Source organism: Ktedonobacterales bacterium, assembly GCA_036557285.1.
Classification (GTDB): Bacteria; Chloroflexota; Ktedonobacteria; order Ktedonobacterales; family DATBGS01; genus DATBHW01.
Genome location: DATBHW010000056.1, coordinates 39,517 through 62,788, shown reverse-complemented (window position 1 = coordinate 62,788; position 23,272 = coordinate 39,517). Strand labels below are relative to the sequence as shown.

Here is a 23,272-nt window from a genome sequence, read left to right as displayed (position 1 = left end):
CGCGCCCTTGGGCTAGTATACTTCAGCCCCTTCGTTAGCTCCTGGCTTCGGCGCCGAACCATAACTGCTTGTGGAAGTGACGCGAGTTGGCGCTGTCAGGTCACGCTGGAAGGCTGGCGCTTTTGTTTCTTCTCCTTACAGCCCGCCTGGCGCCTGAGCCATGCGCGCTCACATCAACCAGGAAGGCCACCACGACCCAGACCCAGCCCCAGCCAGTCACGCCGATGCCGGGGGCATAGGCCCAGACGTAGACCAGCGCCATACACGGCAGAAAGAGCACGCCCAGCAGCGGCACAATCCAGTTACCACTGAACGCGAGCGACACCAGGGGCGTCCATATCCAGATACCCAGGAATATCAGGCGCGAGAGAAACCCGGTAAGGCAACCTATCATTAAAGAACTCTCCTCTTCGAGACGCTGTTCCCATCGCAGCAGGGAGAACGCCAGCTCAATAGTCGCCACAGATATATACGTCGCTGGCTTTCTTTTGTTGCGCTTGCCCTGACCCTGAACGCGCTCGTTGCCTCCTCATCGTACACGATTTCACCCCTGAGCAGGCGTGTACACCAGTTCGGCCAGCGCCCGCTCAAGTATGGCGATGGCTTGAAAATACTCCGGGAGAACGATATGCTCGTTGGGCGTGTGGTCCAGCGCCGAATCACCGGGGCCATAGGCCAGCAGCGGACAGTTCCAGACCGGCCCAACCACATTCATATCCGACGTGCCGGTCTTGAGCTTGAAAGCCGGTGCGATGCCCCCGGCGCGCATGGCGCGCACAAAGGCGCTGACCAGCGGGCCATGTCGCGGCGCGCGATACGCCGCTTCAGCGCCCCGACAGGTGAGTTGCGCGCCCTCTGCCCGCGCCGCTTGCATAAGCCAGGCTTCAAGGGCGGCAGCATCGAAGTCAGGCGGCAAGCGATAGCCAATCTCTAGCTCGCACCACTCGGTAAAGCCATCGCTGCCGGAGTTGATCGCGCGCAGCGACGGCATCAAAGCGTCGAAATAGGTTGCAGGGCCGTTCGGCGGCGCCTGGGCAGCATTCCACTGCTCTGCCGCCTGCTGTGCCGTCTGCCAGAAAGCTACCGCCCGCGCGCAAACGCCCTCTTCCGGGCGGGCCGTGTGCGCGACAGGCTGCTCTATTCGGTAGGAGACCAGCAGCCGCCCCTTATAGCCGAGGGTCACGGCGCTGGCCCCGCTGGGTTCGCCAATGATCGTATAGGCTGGCCGCCAGCGGTCCAGGACGGCCCGCGCGCCGCGTGAGGTTGCCGCCTCTTCCTCTACAGCGCCCACAACGATGACCGCGCGGCGTCTTGGGGCAGGGCTGGCGGCCAGGCGCAGCGTCGCCGCGATAAAAGCCGCCAGCGGCCCCTTCGCATCTACCGCCCCGCGACCATAGAGGCGTTCGCCCTCGCGCCGCACCGGGATAGCGCCCGATACCGTATCCAGGTGGCCCAGCAGCACACAGGGCGGCTCAGGTCTATCAACCGTTGCTGGCAATTCAGCGATAAAGTTGCCAACCGCATCCACCTCTCCCCGCAGAGCCGATACGTCCAGGCGCCCGCAGAGCCACTCGGAGAGCGCCCGTTCTGCGCCAGATGGCGTATAGCGTTGGAGCATGCCGATCAGCAGCGCCTCTTCATCAGCCAGGGTCCAGGCTGAGCGCGCTGGTTCGGCAACCGCTCTTTCAATCGTCATCGCAGCGCCTCCTCCAGCGCAGCGGCAACCTGTTCAAGCTGCGCATCCTCAATCACCAGGGGCGGGGCCAGCCGGATAACAGACGGCCCTGCCGTCAGCGCCAGCACGCCCCGGCCCGCCAGCGCCTTGAGGTACGGCTGCACATGTTCGCGCAGTTCAATTCCCAGCAGCAGCCCCAGCCCGCGTACCTCACGAATTACGGGAGACGAAGCCGCCAGCGCCCGCAGGCGTTCCAGCAGATGCGTTCCCAGGATCGCGGCCCGCTCAGGCAGGCGCCGCTCGACTAGTTCGTCTAAGGTAGCGATGGCCGCAGCACAGGCCAGCGGATTCCCGCCAAAGGTGCTGCTGTGTAAGCCTGGGGGCATGGATTGCACGCGCGGCCCCAGGCACGCTGCGCCCATCGGGACACCTCCCGCGATACCTTTTGCCAGACAGAGCAGATCGGGCAGAATGCCAGCATGCTCGCAGGCCCACATTCGGCCTGTGCGCCCGAAGCCGGTCTGAACCTCATCCACAATCAAGAGCGCGCCGCGTTCCTGGCAGAGCCGCGCAGCAGCCTGGAGATACGCTGGATCAGCCGGTCTGACGCCGCTCTCGCCCTGCACGACCTCCAGCATGACGGCAGCGGTCCTGTCGGAGATGACCGCTTCGAGCGCCGCCGGATCGTTGTAGCGCACATGCTGATAATCAGGGACCAGCGGCTCGAACGGCGCACGATAGGACTTTTCCCAGGTGGCGCTGAGCGCCCCCAGCGTGCGCCCATGAAAGCCGCGCATGGCCGCCATAATCTCAGTCCGTCCGGTGGTGAGCCGCGCAAACTTGATCGCTGCTTCAATGGCCTCGGTTCCTGAATTGCACAGAAAGACCCGATTCATCCCGGCAGGCAGCGCGGCGACCAGGCGTTCAAGATAGGCGGCGCGCACGTCGTTGTAAAAGAGTTCGGGGCAAGTTATCAGACGCGCAGCCTGCTGCGTAATTGCCGCCACTACTCGCGGATTGGCGTGGCCGACGTTTGCCACTGCGATGCCGCCCACACAGTCAATGTATTCGTTCCCCCGGTCGTCGAACACCACCGCGCCTGCGCCGCGCACCAGCCGGATCGGGCGCTTGTAAGCGCCGCCTGCCTCATAGCGCGCCTCGGCGTCCTGTTCGATCTCAACCACAGGTTCATAACCTGTACTCATGCGATTACCGTCCCTCTCCCGGCTAGAGCAGCCTGCACCGGATGCTCAGCGCGCCCATCGGCCAGCACCACCCGGCGTACTCCAGCCTGTAACGCTTCTCGCGCGCCGATCAGCTTGCGGCGCATGCCGCCGCTCGCCTGCGCTTCATAGCGGCTCAGTTCCGGGATACTGAGCGACGCGATAAGCGTTCGCTCATTTCGGGCATCGGCCAGCAGCCCCGGCACGTTCGACAAGATGACCAGCAGATCGGCTTCCAAGGCAGCGGCCATCATCGCGGCGGCGCGATCACCATCCACATTGACGGCCTCGCCGGTATCGGCAAGCGCCAGCGGCGCAACAACCGGCGTATAGCCCTGCTCCAACAAGAGGCGCAGCAGCCCGGTGTTCACCTGCTCCACGCGCCCCGTAAAATCATCGCGGATGACGCGCTGGCGTCCATCCTCAACAATACGCAGGGCTTCCTTGCGCGGTCCACGCAAGAGCGCGCCATCCAGCCCGCTCAGCCCCAGCGCGTTGACGCCTTCCCGCTGGAGCGCCCGGACCAGTTCGGCGTTCACCCGCAGCGCCGCCATCAGAAAAATGTCAAGCATGCGCGCGTCGGTATAGCGGCTGCGCACGCCAGCCGTCGAGGTCACGTAGTGCACCGGCTCGCCAAGCGATGCCGCCAGCGCATCGGCAGCCGCCGAACAGCCATGCGCCACCACCACCTGCTCGCCCCGCGCAACATACTCTCCAATATCCGCAGCGGCAGCAGCGCGATCAATCCCGCGCCCGCCGCCAATCTTCATGACAGTCAACATGACTCATATTCCCTCGCTAGATCGGATGCAGCCCGCTAAAAGTCAGCCCTAGCGTTTCGTCCCAGCCCATCGCCGCGTTGAGCGCCTGCACAGCGTTGCCAGCCGCGCCTTTCATCAGGTTATCGAGCGCGGCCATCACCACGACGCGCCGCGTGCCTGGCTCAACCTCGAAGCCAATGTCACAGTAATTGCTGCCGGTCAGCACTTTTGGCTCAGGATAGCGATAGACGCCGGAGCGATCTTTCACCATGCGGATGAACGGCTCCTTGCCATAAGCCGCGCGATAAAGCCGCCAGAGATCGCCGTCGCTGAGCTGTTCGCGCAAGAATGCCTGGGCCGTGACGAGGACGCCGCGCACCAGTTCCACAGCCGTAGCCGAAAAATACACGCCGCGCGCCTGGCTCGATTCGGCAGTGGCTTCAGGCCAATCAAGCTCCTGCATAATCTCCGCCGTGTGCCGGTGGCCGGTAGGCGCAAAGGAGCGCACAGCATGGCTTCTGTCGGGATGATGCGAGCCAGCGCCCGGCGCGGCCCCCGCAGCGGAGGAGCCGACTTTGGCCTCGATCACCAGCGGGGCCTGGCGATCCAGCACAGCGGCCCGCGCCAACGGAGCCAGCGCCAGAATAGCCGCCGTCGCCAGGCAGCCCGCCCCGCTGATGAGGCGCGCCTCTGGCAGTTCTGCCCGGTGCAGTTCAGGGATGCCATAGACAGCGCGTTCCAGCAGGTCCGGGCGCGGGTGCGGATGCCCGTACCAGCGCGAATAGCCCTCGGCGCGGCGCAGCCGGAAATCGGCGCTCAGATCGATAATACGCGGCGCAAGCGCCTGGTAACGCTCAATCTGACGCATACTCGCGCCATGCGGCTGCGCGACAAACAGAACATCGCATCGCTCCAGCGCGTCTGGCGACACCAGTCGAACAGGAGGCCGCCCACCCGCCGGACGCAGATTGGGATGCAGGCCGTGTAGGTAGCTTCCGGCGTAGTGTTCAGAGGCGATCTGGACAATCTGCGCTCGTGGATGCTGCAACAGCAATCGCGCCAGTTCGCCGCCAGCGTAGCCGGAGCCGCCAAGAATCGCCACGCGAACCGGAGAGTCGTGTTCAACAGGAAGGTTCACAGCGCCTGCTCCCCTCGCGCGACCGCCAGCGCATAGTCGGCAACGATGCCCGGAATATCAACGCCGGTGGGCGCGATGCTGTTGCGGAACTCCATCGTCGCGTTGACCTCGTTGACCAGCAAGCCGCGCTGGCTTTCCAATACATCCACCGCCAGGACGCCGCCGCCCACCGCGCGCGCGGCTGCGCGGCACAGACCGTCAAGTTCGGGTGTCACCGGGCAGCAAGTCGCGCTTGCGCCCCGCGCTGTATTGGTAATCCAGTGTTCCGAAGCGCGGTAGATCGCGCAGATCGTGCGATCACCCACGACGAACGCGCGAATGTCGCGTTCGGGCTTGGGGATATACTCCTGGATATAGAAGATGCTGTGCTGGTAGGAGCCAAGCGTCTCCTTGTGTTCCAGAATTGCCTCGGCGGCGTCGCGGTCATTGACTCTGGCAAGCAATCTGCCCCAGGAACCGACTACCGGCTTGAGAACCGCCGGATAACCAATCTCATCCAGCGCCCGCAGCGCGGCTTCCGGCGTAAAGGCCAGCAGTGTGCGTGGAGTCGGAATCTGTTGGCGGACCAGGGCAGCGGTTGTGAGGTATTTGTCGTTGCAGACGGCTGCCACGTCGTAGCGGTTGAGGGTAGGGATACCAAGCTGAGCGAGCGCGTGCAGCAGATACATACCGCGCGACTGGCTCAGGCTGCGCTCTAGAATAATCTGATAGCGGCTCAACACGTTCTGCTGAGCCACAAGGTCAAAGACAAGCTTGCGGTCATCAATCAAGACTACATCTATCTGGCGCGCGCGGAACGCTTCCATCAGCAGCTTCTCCTCGACGCGCACCCGCGATGCCAGAATCCCAACGGTTATCGGCTGAACGGTCCTTTCCCCAAGATGGGCCTCCTTTGTCTGTCGCTTTCAGGATGTTGTCATCAAACCCTGGCATTCCATGCCACCAGCTTTGCCGCGTCCGCTACTCACCCCAATCTTCTTGAATCTCCGGGGCCAGTTCCAACACCAGCGGCTCGACGCTGCGAACCTCTAATTCGGCCCCGCAATCGGGGCAGGGGAGTATCTCCCCGCGCTCGACATTGGCGGCGGGAACGCCGCCCCCGCATTCTGGACAGCTTGCCATCGTCGTTCTCCTTTCTTGTTACCGAGTCTGCCGGACATACAAAAAGGCGCTGCTCGTAAAGGACGAGCAGCGCCTGAAATGCGCCTGGTCGTGGTACCACCTTCATTCGCCTGCGCCTCGCGGCGCAAAGCCTCTTCGAGTGCCAACACACTCTAGCCGGGTAACGGTGGCAGCCGGTGGGGTCTACTAAAGGGTCTGTACCCTCGTTCTTCCCACACTCAGGGGCCTTTTTCCGCCGGGCCTCAACCTCCAGGCTTGCACCAACCGCCTGGTCTCTGCTGGTGATTGTCCGGGTACTCTTCCCCTTTAGCGTTTTCTCTCTTGTGAACGTTCTATACTGTAGCCGATAGCGTCTCTGCGTGTCAAGGGTCGCCTTGCCAGAATATTTGTGCAGAATGCACAGATATTTCACCTCCAGGGCTGGATAATTTGACGGTTGACGGCTTAGCCAGCATCGTTTACCCTAATTATGTGTGCAGAATACACAAAGGCCACTTCCCCTAGCACACACCCTTCTCCACCGACGGAGGCCCACCGCGTTGGCGCGGGTATGCAGGCAGTCCTGCATACCAGGGGCGGTTTTTTTCTCCTCAAAGACGAAATGAGTCACAGGACGCTCTTTTATCGTCGGTCAGCAGGGGTCAGTCAGGCAAGAAACCCGTTGACCCCAGACAGGTAGAAGGTTGGTGACAACAGATGGCGACAATTGAAGCAGCGCGACCCCCTGCACCCAGGATGCCCCTTATCTACAACCGCGCCTTCCGGCTGAAAGTCCTCCTCCTCTTCGTGATTGGCGGGGCTATTGGCTATGCAACCACCTGGTTCGGCGGAGCATCCGCAGGAGCCTATGATCCCAAAGCCATCAACGCCGGGGATACCGCCTGGGTTCTGGCGGCAGCCGCGTTGGTGATGGTCATGACTCCAGCCGTCGGCTTTTTCTATGGAGGCATGGTCTCCAGCAAAAATGTGGTGAGCCTGATCAAACAATCGCTGCTCATCCTTGGAATTGTCAGCATCCAATGGGTGCTCTTTGGCTACAGCCTCGTCTTTGGCAACGATATGGGCGGCGTCATCGGCGGACTCAACTTCTTCGGCTTGCGCGGCGTGGGCTATGCGCCCAACGCCAGCTATGCCGGAACCATCCCACAGCTTGCCTTCATGATCTTCCAGGCCATGTTTGCGATTGTCACGCCCGCGCTCGTCATCGGCTCGTTTGTCGGGCGCATGCGTTTCCGCACGCTGGTCCTCTTCATCATTCTCTGGTCCACGCTTGTCTATGACCCCATCGCCCACTGGGTTTGGGGCGCGGGCGGATGGCTGCACAGCCTTGGGGCGCTCGATTTCGCCGGAGGGACCGTCGTTCATATCAGCGCGGGCTTTGCAGGCTTAGCCGCAGCCATCGTGATTGGCAAAAGGCGCGAGTATCGGCCAGGGCAGCCAATCGCCGCGAACAATGTCCCCTTCGTCCTGCTCGGCGCGGCCTTGCTCTGGTTTGGCTGGTTTGGCTTTAACGCGGGCAGTGCTCTGGCCGCCTCCCCGTTGTCCGTAAGCGCCTTTGTCGTGACCAATACCGCAGCCGCCGCCTGCGCGCTGACCTGGATGGTCCTCAGTTGGGCCGAAAACAAGAAGCCAAGCGCGATGGCAACCGCAACCGGGGCCGTTTGCGGGTTGGTAGCGATCACACCGGCCAGCGGCTTTGTAGGGCCGATGGCAAGCATCGCCATCGGGATCATCGCGGGGGTTGTGACCTATCTCATGCTTCTGCTGCGCAACAAACGTATGCGCGTTGATGATACGCTCGATGTGTGGGCAGCGCACGGAATGGGCGGCGTCACGGGCGCTATTCTCACTGGTGTCTTTGCCGAAAAAGCCATTAACAGCGCGGGCAATAATGGGCTGCTCTTCGGCAACCCTGGACAGCTTTGGGTACAGATCCTCGCAGTTGCGGTCAGCCTGACCTACTCGTTTGGCATCACCTTCATCCTCTTGAAATTACTCGCTCCCATGAAACTGCGCGTCTCAAGCGAGGAAGAGGCGCAAGGACTTGATCTGGCCGTCCACGGGGAAGAAGGCTATCGCTTGTAGCGGCGCTGCACGCAGCGGCCTCTTGCGTGTACCGCCGCCGTCCCTGGCGGCGAACGGTTCGCCAGGGACGGCGGCTGGCGCTACAGGTGACAACGCTTCAACAGGGTTTTCATCATCAGCCAGTCATCCTTCTCACAGCAGCCACACGTTCTCCCAATGCGTAGGGCGGCGCGCCCGGCGCGAGTTGCAGGCCGGATACCACCGTCTGCAAAGGCCGCGCCGCCTCCGTCGCTGTTTCAGGAACAACCCGCCAGAACGCGGCCAGGGCATCCTGCCAGCCGGTCAGAAGGGAGGCCGCGAGATCGCTCCCCGTCACCTGCGCGTGATGGCGAATCAGCGCCTCCAGATCGGCGGCTTCCGCATCACTCTCTATGCGCTCCAGCCGCACCATCTGCGGGTTCAGATGATCGGGCAGACGCTGCTCCCGGTCATAGACATAGGCGATCCCGCCAGACATTCCAGCCCCAAAGTTCTGTCCCGTCGGCCCCAGCGCCACCACCACACCGCCGGTCATGTACTCGCAGCCATGATCGCCTACGCCCTCCACGACGGCAACCGCCCCGCTGTTGCGCACCGCGAAGCGTTCTCCGGCGCGTCCACGAGCCAGCAATAGTCCTCCCGTCGCGCCGTAGAGAACGGTATTGCCGACGATAATTTGCTCCTGAGCATTGAAACGGTGATGCGGCGGGGGCATCACGATGATCTGCCCACCCGTCATACCCTTCGCCACATAGTCGTTGGCGTCGCCCGCCAGAATCAGGCGCAGCCCTGGCACACAGAACGCGCCAAAGCTCTGTCCGGCGCTGCCGGTGAAGTGGCAGGTGATGCTGCCAGCGGGCAGGCCACTATCGCCCCAGCGGCGCGCAATCTCGCCCGCCAGGCCAGCGCCTACGGTGCGATGCGCGTTATGAATGTGCTCATGGACCAGCACCCCATAGCCGCGCGCCAGCAGCGGAAGGGCATCGTTCAGCAGCTCTTCTTCATCCAGCGGCTTGCCGCCTGCCAGCGATACAACCTGCTCCGCAGGGGTAGAGCGGCGGGGCGTATCAGCCGGGCCACTGGCAAGCAGGGCGTCCAGGTCGAGTGTCGGCAGAGGGGTAGCCCTGGCTTCAGCGGCTCCCTCCTTCGAGGCGATGAGCAAATCTGCCCGCCCGATAACGTCATCGAGCCTGCGAAAACCAAGGCCAGCCAGGATTTCGCGTACCTCTTCAGCAATGAGGCGCAGGAACGTGACGACCTGTTCCGGCTTGCCGGTAAAGCGTTTGCGCAGGTCTTCGCGCTGCGTGGCAATGCCGGTTGGGCAGGTATCCAGATGGCACTGACGCGCCATATCGCAGCCCAGCGCAATCAGCGCGGCGGCGCCAAAGCCGAACTCGTCAGCGCCCAGCATGGCCGCCATCACAATGTCGCGCCCGGTCTTCAGGCCGCCATCTGTTCGCAGCCTGACGCGGCCACGCAGCCCATTCATGCGCAGCACCTGCTGGGCCTCCGCCAGTCCCAGTTCCCAGGGGCTGCCAACGTTCTTGATCGAATTCAGTGGGGAAGCGCCGGTCCCGCCATCATGCCCGCTAATCAGGATATAATCGGCGTGCGCTTTGGCAACGCCAGCCGCCACAGTCCCAACGCCGCGCTCGGAAACCAGCTTCACGCCAACCGCCGCGCGCGGATTCACCTGCTTCAGATCGTAGATCAACTGGGCCAGGTCTTCGATGCTGTAAATATCGTGATGCGGCGGCGGCGAAATCAGCGGGATGCCCGTCGCAGTATGGCGCAGGCGCGCGATCAAATCTGTCACCTTGCGCGCCGGTAACTGCCCGCCCTCGCCCGGCTTGGAACCCTGGGCCATCTTGATCTCTAATTCCTCGGCATGGGCCAGATAGGCAGCCGTGACCCCGAAACGACCCGAAGCCACCTGCTTGATGCGGCTGTTCGTCGAAACCCCGTCGCGCGTGCCGGTGTACCAATCGGGGTCTTCTCCGCCTTCGCCGGTATTGCTGCGCGCGCCCACGCGATTGACCCCCAGCGTCAGCGTCAGATGCGCTTCCGGGCTGAGCGCGCCCAGCGACATCGCGGTACTCACAAAACGCCGAATGATCGCCTCCGCAGGCTCAACTTCCTCTACTGGGATCGGCTGGCCGGGCCGAAAAGCCAGTAGATCGCGGATAGCCGTCGCTGGGCGGCTGGCGACCAGATTGCTATAGTGCTGGTAATCGCTCTGTTTGCCGCTATCAACCGCCTGTTGCAGCGCCTTGACCACCTGCGGGTTCGCCGCGTGGTATTCCCCATCGCGGCGGAAGCGCACATATCCGCGATCAGCCAGGCGCGGGCGGATCGCGCCAGACCTTCTTTCGCCTTCGCGCGCCCCCTGATCAGCGCCAGGTTGCCCATCTGCCTGAGCGGCAGCCCGCAGCGCAGCAAGTCGCTTAGCCTCAGCGTGTTGGGCGCGGGCCTGCCGGTGTAAATCAGCCAGCGTCAGCCCACCCAAAGCCCAGGGCGTGCCGGGGAAGTAGCGTTCTACCAGTTCGCCAGCGACACCTAGACACTCAAAAAGCTGCGCGCCCAGATAACTCTCCAGCGCCGAAAGCCCCATGCGTGCCATCACCTTCAGCAGCCCCTTCTCAATGGCATGGCGATAGCGCCCCTCAGCCTCATGCAGCGTCATATTCTCCAACCCACGGCTGCCTGCCAGAGCGCGCACTGACGCCAGCGCAAGATAGGGCAAGACCGCGTTAGCCCCATAGCCGACGAGCAGCGCGATTTGATGCGCGTCCCAGGCAGCGCCAGTCTCAACTACCAGCCCCACCCGCAGCCGCAAGCCAGCGCGCACCAGCGCGTGATGCGCCGCCGCCAGCGCCAGCAGCATCGGCATAGGAACGTTGTCAGGCGGCGCGGCGCGGTCACTGAGCAGCAGGATACCGGCTCCCGCGCGAACGGCGGCAACCGCCTGTTCTTCCAGACCGTCTAATGCGCAGCGCAGGGTCCGGCCCTTATCCTCATCATCAGGATCGCTCGCAGCGAGCGCGTAGACAGTCTGAACACGATTTACTGCTATCTGATGGGTACGGGCCGAGGCCAGCACAGCGGCCAGCGCCGCGTCATCGAGCAGCGGAGAGGGGAGGTGCAGCAGCGTCTCCGCAGGTTCGCTGCTGGCAAGCGCATCGCTGCGTGGCCCAAGATAGGTCGTCAGCGACATCACCAGTTGTTCGCGCAGGGAATCAATGGGAGGGTTCGTCACCTGCGCAAAACGCTGCTTGAAATAGGTCGAAAGGGAGCGCGGCTGTTGGGAGAAGATCGAGAGCGGGGTATCGTCGCCCATGCTCCAGGTCGCCTCCGCGCTCTCCTGCGCCATCGGACGCAGCACTAGCTCTATATCTTCGTGGCTGTAGCCAAAGAGCGCCTGCTGCTCCAGCAGGTCATCAGGGATCGGGCGCTTGGCAACCGCTCCACCGCCCTCCTCTTTCGCCGCGACTGAAACGGGGATGAGATGGCGCTCGACCCAGGCGGCATACGGCTCAAGACCGGCCAGTTCCTCCTTGATCTGCTGGTTATCCAGCACCAGACCACGCGCCGTATCAACAGCCAGCATCTGGCCTGGACCCAGGCGTCCCTTGGCGACAATCTGCGCCTCGTCAAGATGCACGATACCGACCTCGGAGCCAAGCGCAACCAGACCATCGCCCGTAATGACATAGCGCAAAGGGCGCAGACCGTTGCGGTCCAGCGCCGCGCCTGCCAGGGTTCCATCGCTGAAGACCAGGGCCGCCGGGCCATCCCACGGCTCCATCAGCGGCGCCTGCGCCTGGAAAAAGCTGCGTATAGGTGGAGCCAGGTCGCTGCGTCCCTCCCATGCTTCAGGAGCCAGCAAGGCCAGCGCCTGGAGCAGCGAGCGCCCTGAGCGTATCAGAAGCTCCAGCGCATTATCCAGGCTGGTAGAATCGCTGCCGCCAGGATCAATGATCGGACGCAGCCAGCCAGCCTCATCGCCCCAATGGTTCGCCAGGCTCGATGCTTCGCGGGCCGCCATCCAATTCCGATTCCCCTGTATGGTGTTGATCTCGCCGTTGTGCGCCAGCAGACGCATAGGCTGAGCCAGCCGCCAGCTTGGGAACGTGTTGGTGCTGTAGCGTTGATGGAACAGGGCCAGCGCGCTCTCGAAGCGTGGATCGCATAAGTCCAGGTAGAAGCGTGGCAGATTGGCTGCCGTCAGCAAACCCTTGTAGACCAGGGTACGTGCTGAAAGCGAGGCGATATAGACATCGCTCACTCCGGCGGCGGCCAGTCGGGACTCGGTTTCTTTCCGCGCCAGATACAGCAGCCGCTCGAAGTCGTCCGGTGTCGCGGTGTCTGGCCGCAGCGCCAGCACCTGCTCGATCCGTGGACACGTTCGCCGCGCAGCCGCGCCCAATCTCTCAGGATTGACCGGCACAACACGCCAGCCCAGGACCGATGCCCGCCGACGTTCAAGCGCATCGCGCATAACCTCACGCGCCTGCGCGGCGGCCTCATCGTCCCCGGGCAGAAAAACCATGCCCACCGCCAGGCTCTGCCAGGCCACAGGCGGCAAACCCTGCTCTGCCAGCCAGGCATTGAGCAGACGGTAGGGAAGCTGCGTCATCATTCCCACACCATCGCTGGTCTCGTCGTCAGCGTCCAGCGCGCCGCGATGCGCCAGGTTCATCAGCGCCTCCAGCGCGGCGGTGAGAATGCGATGCTCGCGTAATCCCGTAAGGTTCGCCACAAAGCCTGTGCCGCAGGCGTCATGCTCAAACTGAGGAGCATACAAGGGATAATCTCGACACGGCGATAGATCAGCAGCGGGGGATGATTGATCGCCGCAGGATGACAGGGATAGATAAGAACTGATTGAACCCTGGCGCCTCTGCGCCACAGACGCCTGACTCTGGTCCATTCAAACCTCCTAGTAATAGCAGCTTCCAGTGGTGAATGTTGCCTCAGAGAAGATGGGTCATAGGAGCGAATTGGCAAGAGAAGCCCTGCTCACAACCATGACCTTCCTGGAGCGGCGTCCTGGTTCCCGGCGCTGGAAACACAAAAAGCCTTTCACACCGGCAGGTGGAACCATGCCAGCGCGAAAGGCCGCAACGCCCTGTATCGCACCTGGGGACAGGGGCCATCAGCAGCCCCTGGCAATCACCTGGAGTCGGTGGTGCGCTCTATTTGTATAACATGTTGTACATGGAAAATGCTCTCCTGTCAATCCCTGACAGCCGTCTGAGGCAATTTCCCCTCCGGCATGCCCCCCCATTCGGGCTATTCCGGTTGTTGACACAGCGAGCCTATGGTATACTGCGCTGAGCCTGCGGGCAAATATATGGGCCTGACTTTCTCCAGGCTAATCCAGGGATGAGGTGAACCGCGCCCCATCAGGTTGGAAGCGCGGTAACGTTCAAGTAAGGCGGTGAGTATGGGCAAGTATAAACAATGGCTCCATCACCAGGAAGTGGGCGCGCGGCTGCGTGACGAAATCGCTGCCCACGAGGCGGAGCGTGAACGGGTGCTAAAACTGGCGCCCCCCAAAGAGACCCCTCTACCAGATATTTCCAATCCAGTTATCGCGGCGCTGCTCGGACAGGCGGCTCTCACCAAAGCATCTGAGGCATCGGCAGCCAGGGCTGGCCGCAACGGCGGCTCCACAACCGGCGTTCCAACGACTGGGGGCATAGGCCAGGCGAGCGCCACCCAGGCAGCGTCAGGAATAACGGGCAGGCCAGTCCCGCAGGCCAGCAAGCCAGAAGCGCCAACTCAGGAGGAGAGAGTATCCGCAAAACCGGCCCCCCCGATGGCAGCCCCTATTGCAGCCTCAATAGCCGACCCCATGAAGCCAAAGCCAATGGCGACACCGGCGGCTCCTCCTAAAAATATCGCAGAGAAGCCGATCATTCCACCTGCTCCAGCGGAAAAGCCGCGCGCTGAAGCGCCAGCGAAAGCAGACACCATTGACCCCCTGCTGGAACAACTGCTCGCGCAGGCAGAGAACTCGCCAGCCGACCCATTAGAGGCGCTCAACTTACTTGCCAGCCAGGGGCCAAATCTGACACGAGGAGAGGCGCCGCTGCCCATCACCACGCTGCCCACCGCGCCACTGGCAGAACCAGCCTCAACAGGGTCATCTGCGCTGAACGCATTACTGGGCGAATCGAGGGGCGCGCCTGAACCACAAAAGGCAGCATCAGAGCCTGCCTCCGGTTCGGTTGCCGTCGGCGTCGAAGCAATTGCCACCGCCGAATTAACCGCGCGCGCCGAGGGCGCTGCGCGGGTTGAGAAAAAGCGTTCAGACACCGATGAACTGGTCGCATCACGCCCCACCGAAGGCTACACCGAGCCACGCCTCATCGTGCCTCAGTGGCTCAAAAGCATGGAAATCAACCAGGAAAACGAGAAGGCCGAAGACCAGTCGGATGAGGGCGACAACAAGCAGCGATTCAGCGTCTCTTTGCCATTTGAAAACGAAGAAGATATGCGCCTTCATGAATCCGTAGAGCGCTGGTGGCAACGCTGGCGCCAGCAGAGCTAGGGGGATACATATGAGTTCCGACGCAACAGCAATCACCCAACTCTACGAACAGATCCCGCTGGGGGCGCTACAGCAAGTGGCCGATAGCTACATGACCTGGTACGTTGATAGAGCGACACGCCAGCTCGATGAGACGATTGCCAAGCTGCGCGCCGAGCTAGAAGAGAACGACAAGCAAGAGGCGCTCTTTAAGCCCTCCTCGGCTGAACTCGACTCGATGCGCCGCCTCCAGTCAAACAAAGTCTCCGATGTTGATCTGCTTGACCGCCTGGTGGGCAAAGGAGAAGAGTGGCTGGTGCTAACTATGCACCGCCTCGACTACTTCGAGCGCGCTGGCCTGGCGCCAACAGACTACCCCGGCTGGTGCGAACACGCTCTCATCGGCGCCTACGATTGGATTGACGCGGCCCGCCTGCATGCCAGCAAGCGCATGTTCTCGCTTCAGGGCGGCGGGACAGGGCCAATGCGCGCCATTCGCCCCTCCGATCTGGCGGCGGCCAGCGGAGCCAAGAAAGAACCGCCTGGACAGCAGCGCGTCGCTGCTGCGCCGCCTGCGCGCCCGGCTTCTCCACCACAGCGCACTGAGCCGCCCGCGCCCAAACCAGCGGCGGCCCCTCGCGCGCAGGCAGCCACCGAACTATCTACCCAGCCGGTGCCAAGCATAGCCCAGCCCGCTCCGACTGCCCCTGAGCAGATCGGCAAGCTGGAAACAGCGCCGCTCTCTCCGTCTGCGCCACGACCAGAAGCGCCACCACGCCAGGCTGCGCCTGCTGCTCAGACGCCTGGGCGGCCAGCAGCAATGTCAGGAAGCATTCCCGACACGCCCACACGGCCAACGCCTGCTGCTGTGCCCGCGCCAAAGACGGTTGCCCCACAACAGCCTGCGCCGGGTGGACATTCAGCAGGAGGCGCGTCTCCAACGGCCCAGCGGCGGCCCGATCAGCCCATGCCAGCGCCACGACCCCAGCAGCCAGGAGGATCAGGTTCGCTGGCGCAGCAGCCTTATGCCGCCGCCCAGAAACCCCGGCCATCCGGTGGAGCGAGTTGGGGCGCGCAGGATCAGCCGCGCCCTGACCCACGCTATTCACTCGACGACGTAGAAGTCGAAGACCTGGAGGAAGAGGGCGAGGATCAAGGATTGATCCGCAAAATCTTCCGCGTCTTCACTGGCTAACCTCCGCGCTTCAAGGCCCATCTCTCCGAGCGCCAGCCGCAAGATGACCTGCGGCTGGCGCTTTTTTTGACCTTTGATACCCTCTCGCAGTATCATGCTCTTACAGAAAACCAGCCAGAAAGCTCCCGATCTTTAGTCGGGGGATGCATGGCCCAAACGCTAAGGTATTGACAACGTAACTGCAATATCATATACTGTTGACATGAAACAATCCAAAAACTTTCGCCTTTCTGAAGAAGCCTGGTCCTTGCTCTCTGCGCTCGCAGCCCGGCATGGGATTGCTCGCACTGCGGTGCTAGAGATGCTGATTCGTGAGGCAGCACGCCAACAGGGGATACATGCTGATACTGGAGTACAAGCTCAGGGTCAACAAAACACAGCGCGCCGCGATTGATGAAGCCATCCGTACCACGCAGTTTGTGCGCAACAAGGCGCTGCGCCTGTGGATGGATGGGCGCGGCGTGGGCAAGAACGACTTGCAAGCCCTCTGCGCTCAGTTGGCGAAAGACTTCCCCTTTGCGGCTCGCCTCAATTCGATGGCTCGGCAGGCGGCAGCAGACCGGGCTTGGTTCGCTATCAGCCGCTTCTACGAGCACTGCAAACAGAAGAAGCCAGGGAAGAAGGGCTACCCGCGCTTCCAGAAGGATAACCGTTCCGTTGAGTACAAAACCTCTGGCTGGAAGTTGGAACCAGGCGGCAAGCGGCTCACCTTCACCGATGGACACGGCATTGGCACGCTCAGGCTCATTGGCACGCGCGCTATCGAGACGTTTCCCATGAGCCAAATCAAGCGCGTGCGCCTGCTGCGTCGAGCCGATGGCTATTATGTGCAGTTTGCAGTAGGGGCAGCAAGGCAGATCACGCACGAGCCAACCGGGAAGCAGGTCGGTATTGACGTGGGCTTGAAAGCCTTCTACACCGACTCGGACGGCCAACAGGTTGCCAATCCTCGGTATCTCCGCAAGGCCGAAACCAAACTGAAGCGCCTGCATCGGCGCGTCTCGCGCACGGTCAAGCGCTCCAAGAACCGGAAGAAAGCCATCAAACGTCTGGCGAAAGGCTATCTCAAGGTCAGCAGGCAACGTAAAGACTTCGCTTGCAAACAAGCGGGTGCGTTGGTGAAATCTAGCGATTTCCTTGCCTACGAAGCGCTCTCGATCACCCGCCTGGTCAAGAACCACCATCTTGCCAAGAGTATCAGCGATGCCAGTTGGGGGCTGTTCCTGGGCTGGCTCAGATACTATGGCTCCCTGCATGGCATTCCCGTGGTGGCCGTCTCCCCACGCTTCACCACGCAGGATTGCTCTGGCTGTGGGTTCCGGGTCCAGAAGAGTCTTTCGACTCGTACCCACGTGTGTCCAACTTGTGGACTGGTCCTTGACCGCGATCATGATGCTGCCCTCAACATCCTAGATGCTGCTCTCCGTACCGCCGGGCAGGCGGGAACGGGTTCTGCTTCGGCAGAGCAAAACGCTTCTGGACAGGGAACCTCTGGCAACCGCAAGCGCTTGCGGTCTGTTAAGTTCGCTGGCTGAAGGAAGAATCCCCCAGCTTTTAAGCGGGGGAGTGTCAATAGAGATTGATAGGGATCGGATTGAACACCTCTCAGGCTGAAACAGAGCCTGGGGCATTGGTCAAACAAACGGAGGCTGCTATGCTGCGGGTTGAAGTCGCGTTGGATCGCATTCTGGCTGAAATAACACGCCTGGAGCCTGAGAAGACGCCGCTTGCCGAGGCGTCAGGGCGCGTGCTGGCGCAAGCGATTGCTTCCCAGGAAGAGGTACCACCTTTCGCCAATTCGGCTATGGATGGCTATGCCCTGCGCAGCAGCGATACCCAGGAGGCTTCGCAGCAGCAGCCGCGACGTTTGTGGCTGGCGGGCATCGTCCAGGCCGGCCAGGTTGCCGAACGCCCGATTGGTCCAGGCGAAGCGATGCGCATCTTGACCGGCGCGCCTGTGCCGCCGGGGGCCGATGCGGTCATTCAGCAAGAACTGACGCAAACGGGTGCGGGCTGGGTAGAGGTAGAGAACCCCGTAGCCCAGGGGAATAATATACGCTATCCTGGCGAAGATATTCGACGTGGAACCCGTGTGCTTGAAGAAGGCGCCCTTCTTGGCCCCGCTGAGATTGGGGTACTGGCCTCGCTGGGCGTCTCAGAGGTGGTTGTCTACCGCCGCCCGGTAGTCGCCATTCTGGCAACCGGCGATGAACTGGTAGAGATTCACCAGGCGCTCCGCCCCGGCCAGATTCGCAACAGCAACAGTTATCTCATCGCGGCGGCAGTCGCGCGCGCCGGAGGCATCCCACGCCCGCTGGGCATCGCCCACGATCAGGTAGAGGAACTGCGCGCCAAACTCCAGGCCGCCCAGGAGGCCGATCTGATTATCACTTCAGGCGGCGTATCGGTTGGCGACTACGATCTGGTCAAAGACATCATGCGCGAGCAAGGCGTGATCGAGTTCTGGCGCGTCAACCTGCGGCCCGGCAAGCCGCTGGCGTTTGGCAGACTCGGCGGCACGCCGCTGCTGGGACTCCCCGGCAACCCGGTTTCAGCCGCCGTCACGCTCGAACTCTTCGCCCGCCCGGCGCTGCGCAAGATGCAGGGATTTGCCCAGCTTTTGCGCCCGAGAGTTCAGGCGCGCCTGCTCGACAGCGTCCCTGAGAGCGGAGGCCGCCGCCATTACGTGCGCGCGCGGGTGGAACTGCAAGAAAGCGGCTTTGTCGCCAGGACCACCGGCCCACAGGGTTCCCACATCCTCACCTCGATGCTGGGCGCAAACGCGCTGCTGGTCATTCCTGAAAACAGCCCACCCATGCAGCCAGGCGAGATGGTGCAGGCTATGCTCCTCGTGGAGGGCCTGGATTAAGCTCTGGTGAGGGGATGATACGGATTCCTAATCTGCTGCTGGACCAGCCGCTCTGCCAGCGGTATCCCGTTGCAGGCCGTTTACCACCAGCACACCTGATGAAAGTAGCTCGGAAGCCAGACGCAGCGCCCCTGACTCTGAAAGGCGTAACTGTCGGCACACCTCCCAAAGCGGAGTCCTACCGTTGATAGCCGTCAGAAACCGCCACTGATCCGGGGTAATCTGGACCTTTCCATTGGCGGCTGGCCGCGCCTCTTCAGCAAAGTCGAGAACGAGATCAAGCGTCACCGCCATCCTGGTGGCAGAAACGCGCTGCCGTCGTTCAGCAAGATGGCGCAGAGCCTCTTCCAGCACCGCGCTGATCGGAATGGTGATAACCATCCGCCCCGGCAGCGGCGCCTCATGTTCTACAAACTCAAACTCGCCACCATCCCAACTAAGCGCCACCACCAGCAGCTCAACAGCATCATCGGCCACCCAATCGCGCAGCTCCCGCTCGGTGAGATAGTTGCATTGCAGCAGCGCGCGCGCCAGGTCCACTTCGCTGTTAATCGGCTTTTCCTGATAGAGTGCGCGCACATAGCCGAGTTGCTGCGGGGTGACAAGGCGAGCATTCACCAGTCGCTCGCTAAAGGATTGGCCGACACCGCTCCGCTGGACACACAGCACCTGGCCCGCCTTCAGATAGAGTTCAGCAGCCAGATTGCCATACCTGACAATCAACAAGCCAGCGCCTCGTTGCTCATCAATCAAGCGCAGCACATCCTCCAGGTTCGTCTCTTGAAGTGTGCCTGCGAGGGTCATGATAGCTCCTATCTTTGGTGGCAAAGCAACTCAACCAGAAGGGCCAATACCCAGCGCGTCATAGTTTAGCCAGGATCATCAGTCGGGAACAAAAGAGGCGCTTTGCGCGCGCGGCGGAGGGAGAGGGATTCGAACCCCCGGAGGCTTGCACCTCTGCGGTTTTCAAGACCGCCGCATTCGACCACTCTGCCATCCCTCCAGTACGAAAGTAGCATAGCATCGGCTTTGCGTTGTGTCAAGGGTTCACAATATGCCTCAACTCGTCTATACAAGACTGGCGAACCCCTGCCAGAAGAGATATATTACAGGTGCTATCCCTGCCTATCCCTTCTGCCAGGGGCCGCTGACGCCGGCCAGTAAGGCTTGACCAGGGCTTTATGCGCTCATACACGTGGTCACGACCTGACGAAAACATCTCCGCAGGCAATCGGCTGGTATCCGGCCTGGGTTTTAAGGTCCGTACCGTTGTGGACGTGGATATACCAGTTGTCGGAGATGGCCTGCACTCCTTGAATGGTCGTCACGACCTGCGCGCGACCAGAAGAATCAGCCACCACCGTTTCCAGCGGATGCACTACCGGCCCCTGCTTTGCGCAGCTACCAGAATGAATATGAGCATCGTGGTGACTTCCTGGGGCCAGACCAACTAATGAGAGGGTCACGGTCAAGGTCGTGCCAGAGAGGCTCAGACGCGCCTTCCCATGCGCTCCCTCCCCGCCTTGCTCATGAGGCACACCACGCAGCCGCGCCTTCACCGATTGCTTTTCTGTAGTGGAAGGCTTGGGGTTGATGACGTTTGCGCACGCCAGCGAAGCCCCCTGATTGCCTGCTGCGGGCGCGTGGAGAGCGATATACCAATCCCTGGCCGGGATGCCGCCCGCTATCCCCTTGATGGTCGTGGCGCTGGAGCCTGCGCCGTATCGATCCGCCGTGACGGCTGCCAACTGATGCAGCATACTCCCCTGGTGCTGGCAGTCTCCAGAGCCGAGCGTAGCGGGATACGGGGCGCTGGGATAGCTGCCTGGATTCATGGGAGCCAGGCCAGCCAGTGAAAGCGCCACCGTCAAGGTGTGGTCATTGCCGGGATCCCAGGTGAGTTCTGCTGAACCATTGGGTTGAGGCGCCATGAATGCATTGCCAACGGCGCTAGGTGTCGTGGTAGCCGTTGGCGGTGGCGCGGTACCCGTCGGCTGAAAGGCAGCGCCACGCGCTATCCCGCCACATCCGCCCAGAAATAGCACGATGGCTGCTCCCAGTACAGCAGTGCTCCTGACGCTGCGTGTAAAACGCGATTTATGAACCATCGCCTTGCCTTTCTAACGTTGGTTTGCCGGTGATCTGCGAAAAATTCTTCAAGATTGAGACCAACTATTCGCGCCAAAACTAAGAAGAATAAAGATCATATCGCGGATAAGACGGTGGGGGAATCTTTCCTGGTGAGTGGAAATGGATGAGGTATCCTCCTGAGAGGATTGACAAAACACCAATTTCACAGTACACTTGAAAATAACCACCCGCAATGGCGCCTGTGGCTCACAGAAGCGTGCGGGTTTTATGTTTCTTTTGAAATGGTGGCCCACGATGACAGCCGAGTCAGCACGACAAGCAGCGCAGTATCACCGAGATGAAGCGGTTCACGCCAGCTTCACCTCCTGTTGCGCTATGGTGTCGGGCAAGTGCTATAGCGCCCTTACTATTGAGGGCGTTATGCCCTTTTACGCGCTGCGTCGTGCCTCCAGGGAGCCAGCCATCTCAGGAATAGATGACGGTTAGACCATGATCCTAAACAGAGCGATCTCCGGCGGGGTACGAGTCCAGATAAGGGCTGCGTACCCCGCCTGTTTTTCCAGGGGATTCGTGGCGAGCATTGGAGCAGGCAGGATATGCCAAAAGGAGGAACCAGCGATGAATGTTGTCGAGGTAGATGGCTTAGGCAAGCAATTTCGCACGCGCCAGCGCGAAGCTGGCTTAGGCGGCAGCGTCCACGCGCTCTTCCGGCCAGTCTACCGCGTGCGCGAAGCCGTGCGCGGCGTTAGCTTCAGTCTGGAGCGCGGCGAGATGCTGGCCTTCATCGGGCCAAACGGCGCGGGGAAGAGTACAACCATCAAAATGCTGACCGGCATTCTCTACCCTACAATGGGCGAGGCGCGGGTGCTGGGCTGTGTTCCCTGGCGCGAGCGCCGGGCGCTCTCCTATCGCATCGCCAGCGTCTTTGGGCAAAAATCGCAGCTCTGGTTCCACCTGCCGCCGCGCGATACCTTTCGTCTGCTGGCGCGCATCTATGATCTGGACGAGATCATCTTCCAAAAGCGCCTGACGTTTCTGGTCGAGGCATTCGAGATTCAGGATTACCTGACGACGCCGGTGCGCAAGCTGAGCCTGGGCGAGCGCATGCGCTGCGAACTGGCCGCCGCGCTGCTGCATGGGCCAGAGGTACTCTTTCTGGATGAGCCAACTATCGGATTGGATGTCATCGCCAAGCAGCGTATGCGCGACCTGATTGGTCGCTTAAACGCCGAAGAACAGACGACCATCTTCCTGACCTCGCACGACGCGGGCGACGTGGAGCAAGTTTGCCGCCGCGCCATCGTAATTAACGACGGGCAGATCATTCTCGATGCGCCGGTGGCAACGCTGAAACGCGAATACCTCAGAAGTAAAACCATAGACCTGCTGCTGGAAGAAGTGGTCGCGCCGGAAGGTCAGAGGGAACCGGCAAACAATGGCGCGCACGGGCAGCGAGCGGTCCTGATGGGGTTGGAAGGGTTCGAGGGGGTCAGAGTCGTCAAAGCCAGGGGACACGGCGTCAAGCTGGAAGTAGACACGCGCCAGCAGCCCATCGAGCCGGTGGTGAGCGCATTGATGCGAAACTACCGTGTGCTGGACTTGAACATCGCCGATCCCCCGATGGAGGAGATCATCGCCACGATTTACGGAACAAAAGAGGCTGCCTCCAGCGCAGCAGGCGCTCAGAATGGAGATAACGCCCCCTAGCCAGCGGCGGCTGCGGATATGGCTCTTAAGAGAGGAAACAACTATGGCACAGGCTTTCAGAATGGCCGGGCCAGCCCGAAAAAAGCCGAGACGGCTGCGGCAGATAGGGAAATATTGGGCTATCTTTCGGATGAGCCTGGCGAGCAGCATCGCCTATATCAGCGAGATCGCCTTTCGGGCAGTGGTCGTAGTGGCCCTGATGGTCATTTTCGTCCAGTTGTGGGAAACAACCTACAGCGCGCAGCCGGGCGGGCGCCTGGGCGCTTTTACACTCCGCGATATTATCTGGTATCTGGCGCTGGTGGAGACGCTCGCCACCAGCGTGTCGCCATTGAATCGCCGGGTGGATGGCGAAGTGCGCTCAGGAGACCTGGCCTATCTGCTGGGGCGGCCCTGTAGCTATGTCTTCTATCAATACGCGTACTACCTGGGTGATCGCGTGGTGCGCCTGGCAATATCCGGGGTGATTGCCTGTATGGTGGCGCTGGTCTTTGTGGGGCCGCCGCCGCTATCGTTCTGGGGCTTGTTGGCAGGGCCGCTGGTCATCTTTCTGTCCATCTCGATTGATTTCTCGGCGCTCTTTGCCATCGGCTTGCTGGCCTTCTGGACCGAAGAAACCGAATCGTTTGCGCTCATCTATAGTCGGCTGGTGCTGGTGCTGGGCGGCGTGCTGGTGCCGCTGGAACTCTTCCCGGAGCCGCTGGGGTCCATTGCGCGGGCGTTGCCCTTTGCAGCCCTGCTCTATGGCCCGGCGCGAACGATCATCAAGTTTGATCTGGGGCAATTCGTGGGACTACTCGCGCAGCAAGGGCTGACGCTGGCGGCTTTGGGGCTGCTCGTGGCAGCCGTCTACCGGCTGGCGGTGCGGCGCGTGAATATCAACGGAGGCTGA

The 23,272-nt window shown here is 61.7% G+C and carries 17 protein-coding genes, 1 tRNA gene and 1 other annotated feature; of the genes, 7 read left to right on the top strand and 11 right to left on the bottom strand.

Annotation, left to right across the window (positions count from 1 at the left end; all coding sequences use genetic code 11):
- Positions 1-100 precede the first annotated feature (100 nt).
- The 7 genes from VH599_17300 to lysW all read right to left on the bottom strand — a co-directional run bounded on the left by VH599_17300 (position 101) and on the right by lysW (position 5,919).
- Complete coding sequence (locus VH599_17300; GenBank protein ID HEY7350078.1) at positions 101-394, bottom strand: hypothetical protein; 294 nt, start codon at positions 392-394, stop codon at positions 101-103.
- 150 nt (positions 395-544) lie between these two features.
- Positions 545-1,696 (bottom strand): [LysW]-lysine hydrolase, encoded by a 1,152-nt coding sequence (locus VH599_17295; protein HEY7350077.1) that lies wholly within the window; start codon positions 1,694-1,696, stop codon positions 545-547.
- Entirely contained in the window at positions 1,693-2,880 is a 1,188-nt protein-coding gene (locus VH599_17290) for an acetylornithine/succinylornithine family transaminase (GenBank protein ID HEY7350076.1), read from the bottom strand. Before VH599_17290 ends, VH599_17295 begins: the two co-directional genes overlap by 4 nt.
- Positions 2,877-3,680, bottom strand: a complete 804-nt coding sequence (locus VH599_17285) for a [LysW]-aminoadipate kinase (protein HEY7350075.1) — start codon at positions 3,678-3,680, stop codon at positions 2,877-2,879. Before VH599_17285 ends, VH599_17290 begins: the two co-directional genes overlap by 4 nt.
- Positions 3,681-3,696: 16 nt before the next feature.
- Positions 3,697-4,797: an N-acetyl-gamma-glutamyl-phosphate reductase gene (argC, locus tag VH599_17280; GenBank protein ID HEY7350074.1), complete on the bottom strand. Its 1,101-nt coding sequence runs from the start codon at positions 4,795-4,797 to the stop codon at positions 3,697-3,699.
- Positions 4,794-5,639, bottom strand: coding sequence for a lysine biosynthesis protein LysX (gene lysX / locus VH599_17275; protein HEY7350073.1), 846 nt, complete (start codon positions 5,637-5,639; stop codon positions 4,794-4,796). The genes argC and lysX overlap by 4 nt, the downstream gene beginning before the upstream one ends.
- A gap of 118 nt (positions 5,640-5,757) precedes the next feature.
- Positions 5,758-5,919, bottom strand: a complete 162-nt coding sequence (gene lysW, locus VH599_17270) for a lysine biosynthesis protein LysW (protein ID HEY7350072.1) — start codon at positions 5,917-5,919, stop codon at positions 5,758-5,760.
- Between the two features lie 55 nt (positions 5,920-5,974).
- Positions 5,975-6,238: a binding site (T-box leader), on the bottom strand.
- A 377-nt stretch (positions 6,239-6,615) separates the two neighbouring features.
- Here lysW and VH599_17265 point away from each other — a divergent pair.
- Positions 6,616-8,004, top strand: coding sequence for an ammonium transporter (locus VH599_17265; protein HEY7350071.1), 1,389 nt, complete (start codon positions 6,616-6,618; stop codon positions 8,002-8,004).
- Between the two features lie 115 nt (positions 8,005-8,119).
- Here the strand turns inward: VH599_17265 and VH599_17260 are convergent, their stop codons facing one another.
- Positions 8,120-12,913, bottom strand: coding sequence for a glutamate synthase-related protein (locus VH599_17260; GenBank protein ID HEY7350070.1), 4,794 nt, complete (start codon positions 12,911-12,913; stop codon positions 8,120-8,122).
- Between the two features lie 516 nt (positions 12,914-13,429).
- On the opposite strand from VH599_17260, the gene VH599_17255 reads away from it, so the two are divergent.
- The 4 genes from VH599_17255 to glp all read left to right on the top strand — a co-directional run bounded on the left by VH599_17255 (position 13,430) and on the right by glp (position 18,582).
- Positions 13,430-14,539, top strand: coding sequence for a hypothetical protein (locus VH599_17255; GenBank protein ID HEY7350069.1), 1,110 nt, complete (start codon positions 13,430-13,432; stop codon positions 14,537-14,539).
- A 10-nt stretch (positions 14,540-14,549) separates the two neighbouring features.
- Positions 14,550-15,713, top strand: a complete 1,164-nt coding sequence (locus VH599_17250; protein HEY7350068.1) for a hypothetical protein — start codon at positions 14,550-14,552, stop codon at positions 15,711-15,713.
- 338 nt (positions 15,714-16,051) lie between these two features.
- The gene (locus VH599_17245) at positions 16,052-17,248 is read left to right on the top strand and encodes a transposase (protein HEY7350067.1); all 1,197 of its coding nucleotides are present in this window, start codon (positions 16,052-16,054) and stop codon (positions 17,246-17,248) included.
- Positions 17,249-17,367: 119 nt separating this feature from the next.
- A complete protein-coding gene (gene glp / locus VH599_17240; GenBank protein ID HEY7350066.1) occupies positions 17,368-18,582 on the top strand; it encodes a gephyrin-like molybdotransferase Glp in 1,215 nt (404 codons plus the stop codon).
- 27 nt (positions 18,583-18,609) lie between these two features.
- Here the strand turns inward: glp and VH599_17235 are convergent, their stop codons facing one another.
- The 3 genes from VH599_17235 to VH599_17225 all read right to left on the bottom strand — a co-directional run bounded on the left by VH599_17235 (position 18,610) and on the right by VH599_17225 (position 20,690).
- Positions 18,610-19,386 (bottom strand): DUF4388 domain-containing protein, encoded by a 777-nt coding sequence (locus VH599_17235; protein ID HEY7350065.1) that lies wholly within the window; start codon positions 19,384-19,386, stop codon positions 18,610-18,612.
- Positions 19,387-19,500: 114 nt separating this feature from the next.
- Positions 19,501-19,585 (bottom strand) — tRNA-Ser (locus VH599_17230).
- 196 nt (positions 19,586-19,781) lie between these two features.
- Complete coding sequence (locus VH599_17225) at positions 19,782-20,690, bottom strand: CHRD domain-containing protein (protein HEY7350064.1); 909 nt, start codon at positions 20,688-20,690, stop codon at positions 19,782-19,784.
- Between the two features lie 601 nt (positions 20,691-21,291).
- On the opposite strand from VH599_17225, the gene VH599_17220 reads away from it, so the two are divergent.
- Positions 21,292-22,380 (top strand): ATP-binding cassette domain-containing protein, encoded by a 1,089-nt coding sequence (locus VH599_17220; protein ID HEY7350063.1) that lies wholly within the window; start codon positions 21,292-21,294, stop codon positions 22,378-22,380.
- 43 nt (positions 22,381-22,423) lie between these two features.
- On the top strand, positions 22,424-23,272 hold the full coding sequence (locus tag VH599_17215) for an ABC-2 family transporter protein (GenBank protein HEY7350062.1): 849 nt from the start codon (positions 22,424-22,426) through the stop codon (positions 23,270-23,272).